This is a genomic window from Tamaricihabitans halophyticus (assembly GCF_004340875.1).
GTDB classification, from domain to species: domain Bacteria; phylum Actinomycetota; class Actinomycetes; order Mycobacteriales; family Pseudonocardiaceae; genus Tamaricihabitans; species Tamaricihabitans halophyticus.
In genome coordinates, this window is the sequence record NZ_SLXQ01000003.1 from 115,800 (window position 1) to 133,939 (window position 18,140).

Here is an 18,140-nt window from a genome sequence, read left to right on the forward strand (position 1 = left end):
GAAAGTAACCAAGCGAGGTTGCAACCGTCTAACGCCCTGGCAAGCAAATGGAGCGGCCCGGCCCCACCTGCGGGAGGAAGGTGGGACCGGGCCGTGTTGGGGCCGCGAGCCGATGCCGGTCGGGGGAGGGGATGCAACGGCACCGGCTCGCGGGGTTCTTGGGAGATGCATATGGAGTTGTAGGTCGCGGAGGTGAGTCCGTCGGGGTCGAACCCACCTCCGCGCTGGGCGAGTGGGGCCATCGGTGTCTCACACGGTCGGGGGAAGCGTGAGCGTCCTTGGCCTGGCCTCGCCGGTCTCAGTGGGCTTGGGCGACCGCTCCACGTGGCTCGCGGTTCTGCAGCATGTGCCTACCCTGCTGTTGCGGGGCGAGGGCGCCGGCGACCAGATGTTCGTGCGCGGCGCGCCAGACCGAACAGGGCGCCTTCTGTCGGCGCCACCTGGTCGAACAGCTCGGGCAGTCGCCCCGGTTGTCTGGCTCATGCTCGGTGAGCAGGCTCCGCCAGCCATCGGTGAGCTTGGGCAGCTCGGAGCGGGCAACGGAAACCAAGGACGGCGCGTCAGCGCGGTCCGCGAGTTCGGTCAGCATGTTCAGCCGTTCCCATACGGCATCGCGCAGAACTCGGCCGAGGATCTCGTCCACCGGACGTTCACCGCCACTCGGGTTGGTCATTGACCTTGCGGTCGTTCCTGGCGCCCTTGCTCGCTTCCCAGGCTTCGTTCAACGCGTGCCGTAGTTCACCGAGCTGGCCAGCGGACAGTCGCGCGGTTTCGCCGGGCGGGCCGACCAGGACGACGTTCCCATCTTCGACCAGCACGGTCAGGCACCGGTCGCGGTTGATCACATCGCCACACTGCACGCGCCAGACCTGCTGGTCCTTGGCTGCTGCCGGGCTACCGCTCGGCGAAGGCACCGCGGTGAGCCGGCTCGCCGCGCCCGCATGCGCCGCCGCGGCGGGATTCGTACGGTTCGCGTGTGGGCCGTCAAGGACAGCACTGCCAGCGACGCTGCCGACCCGGCCGGCATCACCCCTGCTGATGGTGCCGTCACTACCGGACTGCGTGAACTCCACGGCTGCTCCCCTCCGTGCTCGTACGCTTACTAAATCTAGATTGCGACGAGTTGGCCTCGAAGTGGGCGGTACAGCGGCGACCGGTAAGAGTTCCACGTTAAGCGGTCGCTGATGTTCACTAGGACCGATCAGGCTTATCGATCCGCACTTCTCGGGCGGGGTGGACTAGTCGTAGTCTCTTACTGACGCCCAGTGGACCGTTAGGGGGCGCAAGTGACTTTCACCGAGGACCAGGGCTCGGGCGCGACACCGGCCGTCCCAACCGAGGTATGGGACCGCTCGGAGATGCGTGCTGCCCTGGCCAACCGCGAAGTCAGCGCGGTGTACCGGCAACTTCGCAAGGTTGGTATCTCGCAGCGACAGATCGCCGCGATGACCGGCCAGTCGCAGTCCGAGGTATCCGAGATCCTCAAAGGCAGGCAGGTCATGGCCTATGACGTGCTCGCCCGCATCGCGGAGGGCCTCGGTGTCCCGAGGGGATACATGGGGCTCGCCTACGACCCGGCCACCGCGGTACAGGTGGCTGGCGCGGACAACGGCGCCCAAGCCGAGGAGGACGAGACGGCGAAGCGGCGGCGGTTCCTCTCGCACGCCGCTTCGGTGACCATGGGTGCCACCGTATTCGACGAGGACACCGGCGCATGGGCTGCTGGCCCGAGCCAGACCCCGGCGCCCGGCCGGATCGGGATGACCGATGTTCGCCAGGTGGAAGCGGCGACCAGGGCACTGCGCGCGCTCGACTACCAGTACGGCGGCGGCTTCTGCCGGGATGCGGTGGTCGCGCAGCTTTCCTGGGGTCAGCAGATGGTGCACTCCTCGGGGTCCGAGACGGTGAAGTCACGGCTCTACGTCGCGCTCGCGGATCTGCACAACCTCGCCGGCTGGACCTCCTTTGACGTGGGGCTGAACGATTCCGCCCGCGGGCATTTCGCGAAGGCGCTCGAGCTGGCCAAACAGGGCAACAGTGACCAGCTGGTCGCCAACGTGCTCTACCGGATGGGCCGCGTCTACCTGCACCAGGAAGAGGCGAACGACGCGCTGAAGCTGTTCCAGCTCGGCCAGCTTGCCGCGCAGGAGTCCGGCTCCGAGCTCGCGGTTGCCGTGTTGTGTGCGAACGAGGCCTGGGCCTACGCCTTGCTCGGCAAGGGCGAGCAGTCGATGAAGTTGCTCGGTAGGACGCGAGATGAGTTCGCCCGGGCCGATCTGGCCAGCGCCGAGGCATGGGTGCGGTTTTTCACCGATACCGATGTGTACGCGATGATCGGCACCGTGCACACCGTGCTCGCGCAGTCTGATCCGTCCCACACCAAGTACGCGATCCCCGCGCTGAGCAGGGCAATCGACTCCTATGGCGACGATATGTCGCGGAGCAAGTCGTTCAACCTCAGCGCATTGGCGACCAACCATTTGCTCGAAGGCGATATCGACCATGGTGCCCGGGTCGGCCGGCAGGCAATCGACCTTGCTGAGCAGGTGAAGTCCGGTCGGATCAAGCGGCGGATGGAGCCGCTGCGAGAGGAAGCCGAAAAGCGCAAGAACAACCCGGATGCGCGGGATCTCGCCGAACGTATCAACGAGTTCTACCTGTCCCTGCCCTGACCAGTCCCGGTAACTTGCCGCAGAACCATGCAATGAAAGCCCCATCGGCGCCGGCTGCCGGCAGATTCACCGAGCAGAGGTTGTGGACCGCGCTCGCCGAGCTCTGCGCCACGGTTGGCGTGGCGCACGAAGGTGCGCGGCTCCTGCGGTTCACCAACAACGCGGTCTATCGGCTCGCGCGGGATCCGATCGTGGTGCGGATCGTCGGCTCGCGGGCACTTCGGCATCGTGCGGACAAGGTCGTCTGGTTCGCCAACCGGCTCGCTGACCAAGAGGTTCCGGCCACCCGGTTGTTGCCGGGAATCGCCCAGCCAGTGCGGGTCGGCGAGTTCGTGGCCACGTTCTGGTTGGCCGAATCGAGCTTGCCGGGCAGGGCGCGAACCACGCAGCTGGCCGCCCTGTTGCGGCGGTTGCACGCGCTGCCGGTGCTGGACTCGGATGGCGGCAAGCTGCCCGACTGGGATCCGCTTGCCGATGTGCGCGCCAGGTTGGCCGATGCCGAGGAGGGCTTGGCCGACGCTGAGCTGCGCTACCTGGCCGAGGAGTGCGCGGAGCTGTCCGCGGCCCTCGCTGAGCTGGCTCTCCCACATCGCGGGTCCCTGGTGCACGGCGATGCGCACCTGGGTAACGTGATCAACAGTGCCGTTGGACCGGTGCTCTGTGATTTCGATTCGGCCTGTCTGGGGCCACCGGAGTGGGATCTGACCCCACTTGCGGTCGGGGTGCGGCGATTCGGCGAGTCACGGCGCGGGTACCGACGGTTTGTTCATGAGTACGGGTTCGATGTGACCGATTGGAACGGGTTTTCGGTGCTGCGCCGGGTGCGGGAACTGAAACTGACTACCAGTGTTTTGCCGATTCTGCGGAGTAAGCCAGAGGTCACGGGGGAGTTGCGGAGACGGTTGCGCGATCTACGCAAAGGTAACGATCGGGCACATTGGCGACGTTTCCGCTAACCGAATTGCTTTCACTCTATTCGGTGAGCAGTTACGCTGAGTGGATAGTTGTCCGCGGTGGAGGGGCGTCGGGGTGGTCGTCATGACGCGTATGAACCTTGCCCGCAGCCGGCGGCACGCCCGGCGCGCAGCCTGCGTACTCGACGAACTGGTGGAGTCGCAGGTCGAATTGCTGCCGAGGCTGCCGGAGCACCGGCGCGCGGTTGCGGCCGAGTATCTGGCCGAGTTGGCGATGCTCGCCGATGCATACCGTTACTACGGTCAGCGCTGGATTGACCGCGAGGAGTTGGAGCGCCGCGGGCATTCCGCCATCGATCGGCTGGACACCCTGCAGACCATGCAGGAACGCCAGCGCGAATACACCGACCTCGACTAGCTGAACGGGGTCCGGCTGAGCACGGTGGCCACGCCGAACGCCAGGCCGAGCACGGTCAGCTCGAGCGTGACCCAACCGGCAAGGGCGGTGCGCTTATGCCGTTCGATCGCGGGCAGCAGGCGGACCCGGATATTCGCCGCGAGTGCCGCGATCACCAGCACACAGCCGAGTTTCAGCAACACCAGCTGGCCGTAACCCGTGCCGAACAGCGCTGCCCAGAACTCCCGCGTTGGCGTGGTCAGCAGTTCGGTACCGCCGTTCACCACACCGGTGAGCGTGACCACGGCCAGGCAGGCGGCGGCCAGCCGGGAAAACCGCGGCAGGGTGTGCGCGAGCAACGTCCGGTTGTTGGCCAGGAACACCGCGACGGCAGCCAGCCCGCCGGCCCACGCCACCGCGGCGAGCACGTGTAGCTCGATGGACACGAGCGTGATGTCCTGCCATTCGGAGCTCGCGGCATGCCCGGTGACCGGCAGCGGCAGCAGCGCGAACACGCCAAGCCCAGCACGTAACTCGGCGGGTATCCGCTCGCCCCTGCGCACCGCGAGCACGCCAAGCACCGTATGCAGCAAGGCGAGCGCCACCACGGCAACCAGCGCCTTGCCTGCGTTCACCTCGGCTACATAGGTGCCGATCGCGGCAAGGTCGAGCTGGCTCGATCGGTAGAGCTCGGCCGCCTGCAGCACCAGCGTGATCAGCGCGGCGACCGCCCAGACCGCACTGGCCACGGCGGCGATCGGGCGGACCTTGCGCAGCACCGGTTCCGCCGCCTGCGCCCGGTCCAGGCCAATCAGCAGCGGTAGCAGGCTCAGCCCCACGGCGGCCACCGCGGCCGCATGCAGCACGGCGCTTGCCGCCGGCCGGCCGAAGTGCACCAGTGGCTCCGGCTCGAAAACCCCGCCGCTCGGGGCGATCGTCAGTGCGACGAACACCCCGAGCAGCACGGCGATCCCGAAGCCAAGCGAGACGGTGTAGCGGGGCGCCGGCGCGCCCCGCCCCGTGCCGCTGCCGCGAACCACGCCGTCCTCGTCGCTCATCGGCTAGTCATTGCTGGACCGGCCGCCGCGCAGCGCGAAGAACAGTCCGGCGCCGAGTAGCAACACCGCACCGCCGATCCACACCCACAGCGGCACGCCGCCACTTTCCTCCGTGTCACCCTCGCCGGCCGGTTGGGCATCCGGCGAATCGGCCGGAGCCTGCTGCGGCGCCGATGGCGCGGGCGTTCCGGTACCGGCCTTGGTCAGCTCGAAGCGCGTTTGCCCCTCAACCGGATGCCCGTCCGCGGACAGGATTCGATAGCCGATGGTGTACTCCCCGGCTGGGCCGAGCGAGAGCACCCTTGCGCTCACCTTGTTGCTGTCCACGGTGGCCGTACCGTCCACCCAGGAGTCGCCATCCGGACCGGTTACCGCGATCTGGTTGAAATCGCCCGGCTGTACTGGTTGGTCGAAGGTCAACGTCACCTCGGCCGGACTGCTCTGCACCGTGGCGCCGTCCGCCGGATCGCTTTCGATGAGCTGGTTATGCGCGAGCGCCGGGCCGGCCGAGCCGAGTAGTGCCAATCCGGTCAACATCGCGAGTACGAGCGCGCGCCTCATGCCGGGTTCTCCTTCGAGTCGTCGCCCGAACCGCCGGCTGGCGTGGCCGAGCTGGCCGTACCCGAACCGCTCGCGCGGCGAGCCCGCAGGGTGGCCCCGATGCCGAGGCCGAGGCCGAGCGCGCCAACCGCGAGCCCGGCGCCGCCGAGCCAGCGCGCGGTGTCATCCGTTCCGTCCGCGGTCGTCGAACCCGCTCCGGCGTCGCTGGCACCGCCGTGTTCACCGCCGTGCCCATCGCCGGTGGCGGCGACCAGGTCGACGGTCGGGGCCGGGTGCTGCGGTTCCTCTGGGCCGTCCGGCCGTGGCGGGGTGGTCCATTCGGCGACCACGTCGTTGTCGTAGTACTGCTTGGTGGGAAACACCATCAGGTCGGTGTTGTCCGGCATGGCCATCGAGACGTCGAACTCGCCGTACTCGTCCGGCCCGATGCCGGCGTTATCGCCAGCGGTCCAGACGATCCTGGTGACGGCTTCGGTGACCTTGGTGCCGTTTTCCAGCGTGACCGGTTCCGGTAGCTCGTCCTTCTCGACCTCGGCGCGCCAGCCCGGGACGGGTTTGGTCTGTGCCGAGCTCACCGGGGTGCCCTTGGGGAACTCGACCTCGAGCCGCACGGTGTCCGCGTCCTGTTCCTCATTGGGAACCCGGAAGGTGACCGCGGCATGCCCGCCGCGCTCGGCGGATTCGCCGCCGGTGTTCGCACTGACGTGCGCGCTCGCGGTGCCGGTGCCAACCAGCAGCAGTACCCCGCCCACCGCGGTGATCGTGCCTGCCCTGCGCAAGGCAGCGCGGGTAGATAGATTTGTCGACATATAGCTAAAGCTCCTGATCAGTAATCGCGGCTTGTTTCGGCTTCGCCGCGGGTGTCATTGCTGTTCAGGTGCTTAAAGGCGGTCCGCGCAGCGGGCAGACCGTGCGGAGCCGTGATATGACGCGCGCCGAAGTGCGGTCCACTCGGGGCAGTGCGGTGGCCGGCGCGTCTGGTACCGGCGCGGGTAGCCAGCTGATCGGCAGCAGCAGCCGGACCGTGGCGGCCGCGGCGAACAGCGCGTCCTCCGCGTGGGCAAGTACCACCGTGGTGAGCAGTGTCGCGCCGGTATGCGCGGCGAGCATCTGCCAGCCGCTGATCTGGCCAGGCGGGTACCCACTGTGCGGGTGGATCAGCAGGCCAAGCATCAGGTGCAGCACGAGCTGGGCACTACCGAGTACGGCGAGGATCGGCAGCGGACCCTGCACCCGATCCGCCAGTGCGGTGCCCAGCCAGGCGAGCAGGATGGTGAGCAGCACGGTCAGGCCGGTATCCGGCGCCCCGCCGCCGGCGAGCGCATGTGCGGATACCGCAAGACAAGATGCGGTCACTGCGAGTAGGCAGCCACGTAGCGCGCGTGCCGGCGTACCGGGCGTACTACGTCTGCTCACGGCCCGATCCTAGTGTTACCCGCGCCCGCGCCCAGAATTCGGGAATCCCTCGTCGTGGCCGACAAATCAAGAATGCGGATCTCAGCGATCAAAGATTGATATCTATTCACCCTCGCGCTATTTGAGCTTCCTAACAGAAAATTTGTCCGCAGTGACCGGGTTAACGTCCCGAACAGCCTCGTCACGGTGTGTTATCACGAAAGGTGGCTGGTTCGGTGCACACAGTTAGGTGGCTATCTGTGCACAATCAGCTGGCAGCGCTTGAGATTGCCAGCGAAATACGTAACGGTTATGCACCCGCAAGGGTGAGCGGTTCCACGGGTGAAACGTGAGGAAACAGTTGCAAGAAAGAACGTTGGGTAGCGCATCCAGGTGGCTCGGGGAACGGGCACGACCGCGGGAGCGACAACTATGAATCTGTTCGAGTACGTCGCGGACCGGTGGGGCAGCCTGTCCCTACAGGGCCTGTTGCACGCGAGCGCCGTTGTACAGTGCACGATCATCGCGGCGGTCATCGGAGTGCTCGTCGGCATTGCGGTTTACCGCAGCCCGCTGGGCTCTGCGCTGGCTACCGCGCTGGCGAGCGCGATTCTCACGGTGCCGTCGTTCGCGCTGATCGGGTTGCTGATCCCGATCCTCGGGCTCGGTGTCGAGCCGTCGGTCACCGCGCTGGTGCTTTACGGGCTGCTGCCGATCGTGCGAAACACCATCGTCGGGCTTGGCGGAGTCGATCCATCGATTACCGATGCCGCTAAGGGAATCGGAATGAGCCGGCTCGGCGTGCTGAGTCGAGTGGAGCTTCGGCTCGCCTGGCCAGCGATTCTCGCCGGAATGCGCGTCGCCACTCAGCTGATGATGGGAATTCTCGCGATCGCGGCCTATGCGAAAGGGCCCGGCCTCGGTTCCGAGATCTTCTCCGGGCTTGTTCGAGCGGGCAGCGCGAACTCGCTGAACCAAGCACTCGCCGGCACGCTCGGGGTCGTCATCCTCGCATTGCTGCTGGACGGCATCTACGCGTTGATCGGGCGCTACACGACTTCGAGGGGTATCCGTGGCTGAAAACGTAACCACCACACCACTGGACAATGCCGATGGCGACGCCGTCAGCGGGGTAGAGATCCAGCTCAACGAGGTAACCAAACGCTACTCAGGGCAACGGGAACCGGCCGTGGACAGCTTCACGATGACCGTTCCCGCGGGCAATATCGTGGTCTTCGTCGGTCCGTCCGGCTGCGGTAAGACCACCACGATGCGGATGATCAACCGGTTGATCGAACCAACCTCCGGAAAGATCACGATCGGTGGCGAGGACGCGCTTTCGCTCGATCCCGACCAGCTGCGCCGGCGGGTCGGCTACGCGATCCAGCAAGCAGGGTTGTTCCCGCATTTCACCGTCACGCAGAACATCGCGGTGGTTCCCGGGCTGCTTGGCTGGGACAAGAAGAAGATCAGCGACCGGGTCGAGGAGATGATGGACCTGGTCGGGCTAGACCCGAGCGTGTTCCGGGACCGCTTCCCGCGCCAGCTCTCCGGTGGCCAGCAGCAGCGCGTCGGGGTAGCAAGGGCGCTGGCGGCGGACCCGCCGGTGCTGCTGATGGACGAGCCGTTCGGCGCGGTTGACCCGATTACCCGAGGCAACCTGCAGGACGAGCTGCTTCGGCTGCAGGAGGAGCTGCACAAGACGATCGTGTTCGTCACGCACGACTTCGACGAGGCGGTCAAGCTCGGCGACCGGATCGCGGTGCTCGGCAACCAGTCCAAGATCCTGCAGTACGACACTCCCGACGCGATCCTGGCGAACCCCGCCGATGACACCGTCGCCGGCTTTGTTGGCGCGGGTGCCTCGCTGAAGCAGCTGACCCTGCTGCGGGTGCACGAGGTGGAGATGACCCAGGCGGTCACCGCCAAGACCTCGGAATCCGTCGAGGAGATGCGCAAGCGGATCGACGCACGCGGCGGCCGGCCGTTCGGTCTGGTACTCGACGAGCGCGGGCGCCCACTGCGCTGGGTGCACAAACGTGACCTCGCCAGCGGGCGCCGGCTTTCCGAGGCTGGGCGCCCGGTTGGCGACCTAGTCAGCAAGCAGTCCACGCTGCAGGACGCGTTGGAGGCGATGCTCACCGAGGGCGGCGGTGTCGCGGTGACCGGCGGGCGCGGCGAGTACGCCGGCGTGCTCGAGATGGAAACCGTGATGAACAAGATTCGGGAGCTGCGCGAAGAACACGGCGACGGGGCGGACGAATGAGCGCTTTTACCGCGGAATCCGGCTCGCGTTCGGCGGAGCGCGGCCGACTTTTCGCCCAGCCGGTCGCCGTGCTGCTCATCGTGGCCGCGGTACTGGTCTGGGCGTTTACCACTGATCTGGACACCGTTGAACAAGAGAGCATCAACGCCTCGTCGATCCTGACGTATACCTGGCAGCATCTGGTGCTTTCCGTGGTGATCACCATCCTCGTTCTGGTGATCGCGTTGCCGTTGGGCGTAATGCTCACCAGGCGCTGGGCAAAACCAGCCGCGCCGGTCTTCCTGGCGATCGCGAATATCGGGCAGGCCGCGCCGGCCGTCGGTGTACTGGTGCTGTTCTTCCTGTGGACCGGGCTGGAAGGGGTCGCGGCAGCCGCGCCGCCGATCGCCTTCTATGCCTTGCTTCCCGTGCTGCGCAACACGATCGTCGGCATCCAGCAGGTGGATCCGGCGCTTGTGGACGCTGGCAGGGGGATCGGCATGTCCTCCGGCGCGGTGTTGCGGCGAATCGAGCTACCACTGGCGATCCCGTTGATTCTGGCCGGTTTGCGGACCTCGTTGGTGCTCGCGGTGGGTACTGCCACGCTGGCGCAGTTCGTGAACGGCGGTGGACTCGGCGAGATGATCGACACCGGGTACAAGCTGGACCGGGTCTCGGTGCTCACCGTCGGCGCGGTGCTCGCCGTTGCGCTCGCATTGCTGGTGGACTGGCTGGGCGCGGTGGCCGAACGCTACTTTGGACCGAAGGGGATCGGATGAGGTTGCCACGACTGAAAACCCGGCTCGCGGCGCTCGCACTGGCCGGTTCGGCGTTCGCGGTGTCCGCCTGTGGACTCGAGGCCACCGCCGCGCTGCCGTTCTCCGTCGAGCCGGGCAGCATCAAGCATCAACCCGAGCTGGAAGGCGTGCAGATCACCGTGGCGTCCAAGGACTTCACGGAGCAGATAATCCTGTCGTACATCACGCAGCTGGCGCTGCAGGCCGCGGGCGCCGATGTGGTGGACTTCAGCAATATCGCCGGTTCGGCAAGTGCCCGGCAGGCGCTGGAAAAGGGCGAGGTCGACGTCACCTGGGAGTACACCGGCACCGGTTGGCTGAACTACCTTGGCCAGGACGAGCAGATCCCGGACGAGCAGGAGATGTACGACCGGGTCAAGGCAGCCGACCTGCGGGAGAACGGCATCGTCTGGCTGGACTATTCGGAACTGAACAACACCTACGCATTCGCGCTGAGCAAGAAGTCGGCGAAGCAGTTGGATGTGGACACGGTTTCCGAGTTGGCTGAGGAGCTGCGGAAGCGGCCGAATCAGGCGGTGTACTGCCTGGAGACGGAGTTCGCCTCCCGGCCGGACGGCATGCCGGGCGCGGTGAACACCTACGACCTGCCGGTCACCGAGACCAAGAACTTCGGGACCGGTGCGGTGTACGCGGCGCTCAACGATGGCAACTGCCAGGTCGGCGAGGTGTTCACCACCGACGGCCGGATCCTGGCGCTCGGGTTGAAGGTACTCGAGGACGACAAGCAGTTCTTCCCGCAGTACAACGCGGCGCCGACGCTGCGCGAGGACTTCTACCAGGAGAATCCGAAGATCGCCGAAGTGCTCAAACCGATCAGCGACGCGTTGAACAACGACGAGATGATCAAGATGGGTGCGCGGGTGGACGTGGACGGCGAGTCCGCGCCCGACGTGGCCAGGGACTGGCTGGTGGACAAGGGCTTCGTCACCAACCCCAGCTGAGTCAGGTCGGGCTCGCGCTACCGCGGCGCGAGCCCGACACTCTCGCTAACCTTAAAGAACGCGGTTACGGGGCGTTACTGCACGCCGAAACGGTGCAGCAGCTCCGACTCGAGCTCGTCGAGCTGCGCCGCTACCGCCCGGTGCGCCGCCTTACGGCGCGCCGTTGGCATCCGCTCCGCTGCCCGCACCGCGGCGGCCAACTGCCGCAACGTGGACGTGCGCTGGTCCACCAAGCCCGCATCGCTGTCCCGCAACACGGTCAGCGACTCACCGATCCCGGCGATCCGGGCATGTAGCGCCGCACCCCTTCCGGTGAACTCGGCCAGTCGCTCGACTGGCACGCCCAGCTGGTGCGCGCGGTAGCGGTCATACCGATCCCGCACCACGCCAGCGGCTTGCACGGCGAGCGGCGCGAGCACCGGAATTACCGCCGGTCCGAGCACCTTTGCGACTTTCAGGTAGTTCTTGGCCTTCGCCGGCGTGATCCGTGGCTCGTCCACCGCGTGCTCCGCAGCCTCGCTGGCAGCGCGCTTCTTCCTGGTCATCGCTGGTCTCCTCTGCCGCATGCGGGTACCCATGGAAACCTACTTGGCCGACGAATGCTCAGCATTATGGGCACCCTTCGGCTCGCCGGCGGCAAGGTTGTCGGCGATGGGTCGTACAGTTTGGCTGTGAACTCCGAGGTGCTGCTTGATGCCGGCGCGGTCACCCGTTGCCGGCGGCGAGTGCATTTGGAGCACGACCAGACCATGGTTGATGTCGAACTCGCGCCCCCAGACCCGGCCGGTGAACAGCGCAAAGCCGATGCCGCCGCGCACCGCAGGTCTGTTGCGGACGAGCTCGCGGCTGGCAGGGAAGGCTGGGTCGAGATCCCCAGCGCTCGGCCGGCCGAACGGGCCCGCGCCACCCTGGCCGCGCTCGCCGAGGGCGTCCCGTACATCTGGGGTGGCCTGCTGCCCGCCGACCGGGAGGACGGCCGCAAGGGCGGCGCCGAGCTACTGCTACGCACCGAACACGGTTACGTGCCGCTGATCGTGGTGCGACACAAGGTGTCCGATCCAGGGGAAGGCGCGAACACCAGCTCGCTCGCGGATCTGCACCCGGACAAGGCCGGCGTGGATGCCCAGCGCAAGGTTCGTCCGCAGCCGCGGGACCAGCTCAGGCTGGCGCATCTGTACCGCATGCTGGAGGCCTGCGGATACGCCGAACGGGGGAGGGGTGTCGGTGGCGCGATCGGGCAGGAGCGCGACGCTGTCATCTGGCATGACCTGACCGCGAACACCTGGCCGGGCGACCGCTGCGCGCTGGACGAGTACGACGCGCGGTTCGCGGACCGGATCGCGATCGCCAATGCCGCCGTAACCCAGGCGCAAGCGCTTGCCCAGCCGTCCAGGGTGGTGGAATGCCGGCGCTGCCCCTGGTGGCCGGTCTGCAGCGCCGACCTGCGGGCCAGCAGGGATGTCAGCCTGGTGGTGCGCGGCGAGGACGCGAGCGAGTTGCGCGCCGTCGGCGTGTCCACCGTGGACGCGCTCGCCACCGTCGATCCAGATGCCCCGGACGCGCCCGCGCTGAGCGGGCTCGCGCTGCACGACGCGGTGGCACTGGCGCGTGCCTGGCTGCATGACCTCACCGTGGTGCGCAAGGTGGAAGAGGTCGCCGTGCCGCGCGCCGATGTCGAGGTCGACGTGGATATGGAGAGCTTCGGTGACGGCGGCGCCTACCTGTGGGGCTGTTTGCTTTCCGGCGTGGATATCGGCGTGCCGCACGGTTATCACGCGTTCGCCACCTGGGAGCCGGTGCCGACCCCGGACGAGGGGCGCTCGTTCGCGGAGTTCTGGGCTTGGCTGACCGGGGTGCGGTCGCGGACCGCCGCGCGCGGGCTGAGCTTTCGCGCCTACTGCTACAACGAGATGGCGGAAAACCGCTGGATGCTTTCCTCGGCCGAGCGGTTCGCCGACCAGGCGGGGGTGCCGAGCAAAGCGGCGATCAACCAGTTCATCCGGTCGGCCGAATGGGTCGACCTGTTCCGCTCGGTGAACGACCAGTTCCTGTGCGCGCACGGTAAGGGGTTGAAGGTGGTCGCACCGGTCGCCGGATTCGCCTGGCGGGATGCCGAGGCCGGCGGGGAGAACTCGATGCGCTGGTACCGCGATGCGGTGGGGATGGACGGGGACAGTCCCGCGGCGGCCCAGCGCGAACGACTGTTGCAGTACAACGAGGACGACGTGCGTGCCACCTTCGCGCTGCGCGAATGGATGGACTCGCCCGAGGTGCACAACATCCCCTACGTCCGCGACCTCTAGTGTTACCCTCCGTAACCGCGTTCTTTAAGGTTAGCGGTGAGGGGCTAGAGCCAGCGGTCGAAGAAGCCGGCGATCCAGGCATGCTGGATGCGGATGGACACTGTCGGATCGATCGTGCCGATCTTGTCCTCGCGTTCGTCCGGTGGCAGGTCGAACTGCGGTACCACCGCCTGCGCATCGGTGAACGAGGAATGCGCCGAGCCGCGCAGCACACGTTCTTGCGTCCAGCCTTTCGTATTCTCGCGAAACGCCGTCCACCCCGGCCCGGTATCAGTGGGGCCACCCTGACCAAGGAGCAGCAGTGGCCGATCAAGGCCATCCTCGGCCACCGGCATCAGGCTGCCGTCCAGCCAGGTGAGATTGCCGTCCATATTGATGCCTGCGCGGATCCGCGGGTCGGCGTGCATCGCGGTGGCCGCGGTCGAGCCGCCCGCGGACTGGCCGAACATCCCGACCCTGGTCAGGTCCAACGTGCCAGCGAACCCGGCCGGTACGCCAGTCATCCTGGCGCCGTCGTTCAGCCGAGTCAGTTCGTCGAGCACGAAACTCGTGTCCGCGACCCGCACGTCAACCGCCTTCTTCAGGTACGCGTTCACGTCATCACCCGGCGGCAGCATCGTGATAAGCGAGCCGTCCGGGAACTCGACCTCGGGCGACTCGTAGGTGTTATCGATGGTGATCACGACGTAACCCCGACTGGCCAGCTCCGCGACCATGCCGGTGTTCCAGGTGCGTGGATCCCCGGCGCCCGGGGAGTAGAGCAGTACGGGCCGCTCGCCCGGGGCGACCGGCGCGCCCAGTACCGCATGGGTTTCGGTGCGGGCCCAGTCCACCTTCCCGCTCGGCAGCCCGCTGGTCTCCGCATCGAAATGCGCTGCGGCGCGAGGGCGCATATACGGTGCCGACGGGTAGCCAGCCGTCCGCGAAGCCGGGTAGAAAACGCTGACCATCAGCTCCCGGTCGACCTGGTCGCCAGGCCACGGGTTAGCCCGGGACTCGTCAACCAGGTGCAGTTCGGTGGTACCGACCGGATATGGCCCGGTGGGTTCCGGCAGGCTCAGCTGGGCCAGGTCCGAGGTTACCGCGCTTGCGGCGCTGACCGGAAGGGTGGCAGCCAGCATGCCAACGGCGGCCACCGCGCTCCCAGCGGCGATCCACCTGCCCAACTTATGGCTAGTTCGCATGCCGCCATCCTCGCCGGCTTCGGATGGCGGCACCATCGGGCAAACCCCCGAGATCAGCGGGGAGCCATCCGGAGCGCGCCGTCCATCCGGACCACCTCGCCGTTCAGGTAATCGTGGTCGATCAGCGAGACGGCGAGCTGCGCGTACTCCTCCGGCCGGCCCAGCCGCTGCGGGAACGGCACGCCTTCGGCCAGCTTCGCGCGGAACTCCTCGGCCACCCCTGCCAGCATTGGAGTGTCCACAATGCCCGGTGCGATGGTGAGCACCCGGATGCCGTACTGCGCGAGGTCGCGCGCGGCTGGCAGCGTCAACCCGACCACCCCGCTCTTCGACGACGCGTAGGCGGCCTGGCCGATCTGGCCCTCGAACGCCGCGACCGAGGCGGTGTTGATCACCACGCCGCGCTGCTCGTGTTCGAGCGGTTCGGTAGCCGCGATCGCCTCGGCGGCCAGCCGGAGCACGTTGAATGTGCCGATCAGATTGACCTCGATCACCTTGCGGTACAGGTCGAGATCGTGCGGCCCCTTCTTGGAAAGCACCCGCCCCGCCGTGCCGACGCCAGCGCAGTTCACCGCGACGCGCAGCGGGACCCCGGCCTGCGCTGCCTGCTGCACCGCGGACTGCACCTGCTCCACGTCGGTCACATCGGTCGGCAGGTAGCTCACCCCGGCGACCTCCGGAGCCTGCTCGATCGAGGCCGCGAGATCCAGGGCAAACACCGTGGCGCCGCGCTCGGCCAGTGCTGCCGCGGTCGCGCCGCCAAGTCCTGAAGCGCCGCCAGTGACGATCGCCGCCGTGTCGGTGAGCCGCATCCGTTCGTTCCTTTCGCCAGTTGTAGACGTTAGTAGTCGCTAACTTAGCCGATGTGCCCGGCGCGATAACCAACGCCGTCGTTAGCAGGGGTAACTATTTACCGATCTGGCCGCTACGCTCGGCCCCGTGTTCACCACGCGCCCTGAACTAGCTGGCATACATGGCATGGTCGCCTCCACGCACTGGCTCGCCTCGGCGGCGGGCATGGCGATGCTGGAGGACGGCGGCAACGCATTCGACGCGGCGGTTTCCGCCGGATTCGTACTCCAGGTCGTCGAGCCGCACCTGAACGGACCGGCCGGGCAGGTCCCGGCCATCTTCACCGAGGCCGGCTCCGCGCGGCCGCGGGTGCTCTGCGGCCAGGGCGTCGCACCGGCGGCGGCGAACCCGGAGCATTTCCGCGATCTCGGGCTTGACCTGATCCCGGGCAGCGGGCTGTTGCCGGCGACCGTGCCCGGCATGTGGGACGGCTGGTTGCTGTTGCTGCGCGACTACGGCACGAAAACGTTGCGCGAGGTGCTTGAACGCGCGATCGGCTACGCCGAGCAGGGCATTCCGGTACTGGATCGGATCACCAGCACCATCGACAATGTTGCCCAGCTGTTCACCGAGCACTGGCCGAGTTCCGCGCAGCTCTGGTTGCCAGGAGGGCGCTCGCCGCAGCCGCGCACCTTGCACCGCAATCCGGTACTGGCCCAGACCTGGCGACGGCTGCTCGCGGAGGCTGAAGCCGCTGGCTCCGATCGCGAGGCGCAGCTCGATGCTGGCCGGCGCGCCTGGTCCACCGGGTTTGTCGCCGAGGCAGTGGACCGGTTCTGCCGCAACGCATTCCGGGACGACTCGGGTCGGGAGCACGCCGGGTTGCTGACCGGTGCGGATATGGCCGGTTGGGAGGCCAGCTACGAGGATGCGCTCACCGTCCAACTTGGTGAGTGGACGCTGGTGAAATGCGGCAGGTGGACGCAGGGGCCGGCGCTTGCCCAGCAGCTGTTGCTGCTCGGCGGGCTGCGCGACGATCTGTCTTATGTGGATGGTGTACCGACCGAGCGGACCGTGCATCTTGCCGCGGAGTGCACCAAACTGGCGTTTGCCGACCGGGAAGCGTGGTACGGCGACACCGAGGTCCCGCTGGATGAACTGCTTTCCGCGGAGTACACCGATGCGCGGCGTGCATTGATCGACGAGCACGCGTCCTTGGAGCTACGGCCCGGTTCGCCGGGCGGGCGCCCGGCACGGCTGCCAGAGGTGCTGTCCAGTACCACGGAGCGGCCGGTCAGTGGCGCGGTCGGCGAGCCAACCGTTCGCGCGGACGGCACGATGCGCGGCGACACCGTGCATCTGGATGTGGTGGACGCGGCTGGCAACATGGTTTCGGCGACGCCTTCGGGTGGTTGGTTGCACTCCTCGCCGACGATCCCGGAGCTGGGGTTCTGCCTGGATACCCGCGCGCAGATGTTCTGGGTGGAGCCGGGACTGCCGAACACGATCGCACCGGGCAAGCGGCCGCGGATCACCCTTTCACCGTCCATGGCCCTGCGTGACGGAGTGCCGCGGATGGCCTTTGGCACGCCCGGTGGGGACCAGCAGGACCAGTGGCAGCTGGCGTTCTGGCTGGCACACACCGTGGGTGGGTTGAACCTGCAGGAGGCCATCGACTCGCCGATGTGGCATTCGGCCGCGTTTCCCAGCTCGTTCTATCCGCGTGAGATGCGTCTCGGCGAGTTGTGCGTCGAATCCAGACTGGGGGCGGCAACCATCGAAGCCTTGCGCGAGCGCGGGCATCTGGTCGTGGACCAGGGTCCGTGGTCGCTCGGCCGGATGTCGGCGGTGTCCAGGGATCCGGAAACTGGCATGCTGCGTGCCGCGGCGAACCCGCGAGGCATGCAAGGCTACGCGGTCGGCAGGTGACGGCCGCTGCACGGGAGGCAGCGATGGTAATGGGGAAGGCGGCGCGGTTACTGGCCACGGCGACGGCTGCGGTGTTGTTCGGTGGTGGTGCGTTGGTAGGTAGTGCGCAAGCCAGTACTACTGCGGACAATCCGGTGTTCTTCGTGCACGGGTACGGCTACGACGACGGTACGTCCGGTGGGAAGAACTGTGCGAACACCTGGGGTGACGCGGTCGACTACTTCGCCAAGCAGGGTTTGTCGGCAAGCTCGCTGAAGACCGTTGCCTACTACAAGGGCGATGTGAACTGCGATGTCCGGATTGGCAAGGCAACCTTGGACACCCGGATCAAGGACGTCGCGGCCAAGTTGGCGAACTATATCTATGACAAGCACACCAGCGATGGGCAGTCGGTCGATATCGTCGCGCATTCGATGGGCGGCCTGATTACCCGGGTTGCACTGCTCGGTTCCGCCAAGGGGTGGGCAGGGTTCCCGAAGAAGCTGGACGTCGGCGATGTGGTCACGCTGGGCACGCCGCATCAGGGGATCAGCAAACCGGACGCGAACGACGATACCCAGTGGAAATCGATGCGGCCGGGCTCAACCTTCCTGGATGTGTTGCAGGAGCCGAAGAATCAGCTGGGCGAGAAGTGGGCGTCTGGGACGGATTGGACACTCCTGGCATCCGATGAGGACGCGACGGTTTCCGGGGAGTCCGCAATGGACAAGGGCAACCACGCGGACCACAAGTTCCGGTACAAGACCGGCAACGACGGCAAGGTCTCGCATTCCGGGTTGCGCAAGTTGACCAGTGGAAAGTACGAGCTGCGTTACTGGCACGCCAGCGAGGGCACCTCGCACGACACCTCGAACGGTTGGGCGCCGGTCAAGGCCGCCTACAACGCCGTCGCCAAGAACACCGACTGGTGACTCTTCGTCGCCGCGATCAC

Annotated in this window: 19 protein-coding genes; 10 read left to right on the plus strand and 9 right to left on the minus strand. The window is 67.0% G+C overall.

The genetic code is table 11. The features are described 5' to 3' along the window. Positions 1 to 298: 298 nt before the first annotated feature. Together EV191_RS10895 and EV191_RS30955 are read right to left on the minus strand one after the other, a co-directional pair. Positions 299 to 673 (minus strand): hypothetical protein, encoded by a 375-nt coding sequence (locus EV191_RS10895; protein ID WP_424565448.1) that lies wholly within the window; start codon positions 671 to 673, stop codon positions 299 to 301. Continuing rightward, positions 651 to 914: a hypothetical protein gene (locus EV191_RS30955; RefSeq protein ID WP_132877133.1), complete on the minus strand. Its 264-nt coding sequence runs from the start codon at positions 912 to 914 to the stop codon at positions 651 to 653. The genes EV191_RS10895 and EV191_RS30955 overlap by 23 nt, the downstream gene beginning before the upstream one ends. A gap of 444 nt (positions 915 to 1,358) precedes the next feature. Between EV191_RS30955 and EV191_RS10905 the strand changes: the two genes are divergently transcribed. The 3 genes from EV191_RS10905 to EV191_RS10915 all read left to right on the plus strand — a co-directional run bounded on the left by EV191_RS10905 (position 1,359) and on the right by EV191_RS10915 (position 4,004). Further along, positions 1,359 to 2,672, plus strand: a complete 1,314-nt coding sequence (locus tag EV191_RS10905) for a helix-turn-helix domain-containing protein (RefSeq protein WP_132877134.1) — start codon at positions 1,359 to 1,361, stop codon at positions 2,670 to 2,672. A 32-nt stretch (positions 2,673 to 2,704) separates the two neighbouring features. Continuing rightward, entirely contained in the window at positions 2,705 to 3,628 is a 924-nt protein-coding gene (locus tag EV191_RS10910) for a phosphotransferase family protein (protein ID WP_132876860.1), read from the plus strand. Positions 3,629 to 3,710: 82 nt separating this feature from the next. Beyond that, positions 3,711 to 4,004, plus strand: coding sequence for a hypothetical protein (locus EV191_RS10915; RefSeq protein ID WP_207894498.1), 294 nt, complete (start codon positions 3,711 to 3,713; stop codon positions 4,002 to 4,004). On the opposite strand, the gene EV191_RS10920 is transcribed toward EV191_RS10915, so the two are convergent. The 4 genes from EV191_RS10920 to EV191_RS10935 form a co-directional block, all read right to left on the minus strand. After that, the gene (locus EV191_RS10920) at positions 4,001 to 5,041 is read right to left on the minus strand and encodes a copper resistance D family protein (protein WP_132876861.1); all 1,041 of its coding nucleotides are present in this window, start codon (positions 5,039 to 5,041) and stop codon (positions 4,001 to 4,003) included. The two genes, EV191_RS10915 and EV191_RS10920, sit on opposite strands and share 4 nt — an antisense overlap. 3 nt (positions 5,042 to 5,044) lie before the next feature. Further along, positions 5,045 to 5,602, minus strand: a complete 558-nt coding sequence (locus tag EV191_RS10925; RefSeq protein ID WP_132876862.1) for a copper resistance CopC family protein — start codon at positions 5,600 to 5,602, stop codon at positions 5,045 to 5,047. Further along, complete coding sequence (locus EV191_RS10930) at positions 5,599 to 6,411, minus strand: YcnI family copper-binding membrane protein (protein WP_132876863.1); 813 nt, start codon at positions 6,409 to 6,411, stop codon at positions 5,599 to 5,601. Before EV191_RS10930 ends, EV191_RS10925 begins: the two co-directional genes overlap by 4 nt. Before the next feature lie 64 nt (positions 6,412 to 6,475). Continuing rightward, positions 6,476 to 7,018, minus strand: coding sequence for a hypothetical protein (locus tag EV191_RS10935; RefSeq protein WP_132876864.1), 543 nt, complete (start codon positions 7,016 to 7,018; stop codon positions 6,476 to 6,478). Positions 7,019 to 7,429: 411 nt separating this feature from the next. Here EV191_RS10935 and EV191_RS10940 point away from each other — a divergent pair, with 411 nt between their 5' ends. The 4 genes from EV191_RS10940 to EV191_RS10955 are packed head-to-tail and all read left to right on the plus strand — an operon-like array spanning position 7,430 to position 11,001. After that, entirely contained in the window at positions 7,430 to 8,077 is a 648-nt protein-coding gene (locus EV191_RS10940; protein ID WP_132876865.1) for an ABC transporter permease, read from the plus strand. Then, on the plus strand, positions 8,070 to 9,263 hold the full coding sequence (locus tag EV191_RS10945) for an ABC transporter ATP-binding protein (RefSeq protein WP_424565449.1): 1,194 nt from the start codon (positions 8,070 to 8,072) through the stop codon (positions 9,261 to 9,263). Before EV191_RS10940 ends, EV191_RS10945 begins: the two co-directional genes overlap by 8 nt. After that, positions 9,260 to 10,021: an ABC transporter permease gene (locus tag EV191_RS10950; RefSeq protein WP_132876866.1), complete on the plus strand. Its 762-nt coding sequence runs from the start codon at positions 9,260 to 9,262 to the stop codon at positions 10,019 to 10,021. Before EV191_RS10945 ends, EV191_RS10950 begins: the two co-directional genes overlap by 4 nt. Further along, positions 10,018 to 11,001, plus strand: coding sequence for a glycine betaine ABC transporter substrate-binding protein (locus EV191_RS10955; protein WP_132876867.1), 984 nt, complete (start codon positions 10,018 to 10,020; stop codon positions 10,999 to 11,001). Before EV191_RS10950 ends, EV191_RS10955 begins: the two co-directional genes overlap by 4 nt. 74 nt (positions 11,002 to 11,075) lie before the next feature. Here the strand turns inward: EV191_RS10955 and EV191_RS10960 are convergent, their stop codons facing one another. Beyond that, complete coding sequence (locus EV191_RS10960; RefSeq protein WP_132876868.1) at positions 11,076 to 11,546, minus strand: DUF6474 family protein; 471 nt, start codon at positions 11,544 to 11,546, stop codon at positions 11,076 to 11,078. 126 nt (positions 11,547 to 11,672) lie between these two features. Between EV191_RS10960 and EV191_RS10965 the strand changes: the two genes are divergently transcribed. Beyond that, entirely contained in the window at positions 11,673 to 13,304 is a 1,632-nt protein-coding gene (locus EV191_RS10965; RefSeq protein WP_132876869.1) for a TM0106 family RecB-like putative nuclease, read from the plus strand. Positions 13,305 to 13,348: 44 nt separating this feature from the next. Here EV191_RS10965 and EV191_RS10970 read toward each other — a convergent pair whose 3' ends face one another. Both EV191_RS10970 and EV191_RS10975 read right to left on the minus strand, forming a co-directional pair. Then, positions 13,349 to 14,488: an alpha/beta hydrolase family protein gene (locus EV191_RS10970; protein WP_132876870.1), complete on the minus strand. Its 1,140-nt coding sequence runs from the start codon at positions 14,486 to 14,488 to the stop codon at positions 13,349 to 13,351. 53 nt (positions 14,489 to 14,541) lie between these two features. Beyond that, complete coding sequence (locus EV191_RS10975) at positions 14,542 to 15,300, minus strand: SDR family NAD(P)-dependent oxidoreductase (protein WP_132876871.1); 759 nt, start codon at positions 15,298 to 15,300, stop codon at positions 14,542 to 14,544. A gap of 127 nt (positions 15,301 to 15,427) precedes the next feature. Between EV191_RS10975 and EV191_RS10980 the strand changes: the two genes are divergently transcribed. Then, positions 15,428 to 17,209, plus strand: a complete 1,782-nt coding sequence (locus EV191_RS10980; RefSeq protein WP_132876872.1) for a gamma-glutamyltransferase family protein — start codon at positions 15,428 to 15,430, stop codon at positions 17,207 to 17,209. A gap of 23 nt (positions 17,210 to 17,232) precedes the next feature. After that, positions 17,233 to 18,120 carry an esterase/lipase family protein gene (locus tag EV191_RS10985; protein ID WP_132876873.1) on the plus strand — a complete coding sequence of 296 codons (888 nt, stop codon included), beginning with the start codon at positions 17,233 to 17,235 and terminating at the stop codon, positions 18,118 to 18,120. The last annotated feature ends 20 nt before the right edge of the window (positions 18,121 to 18,140 follow it).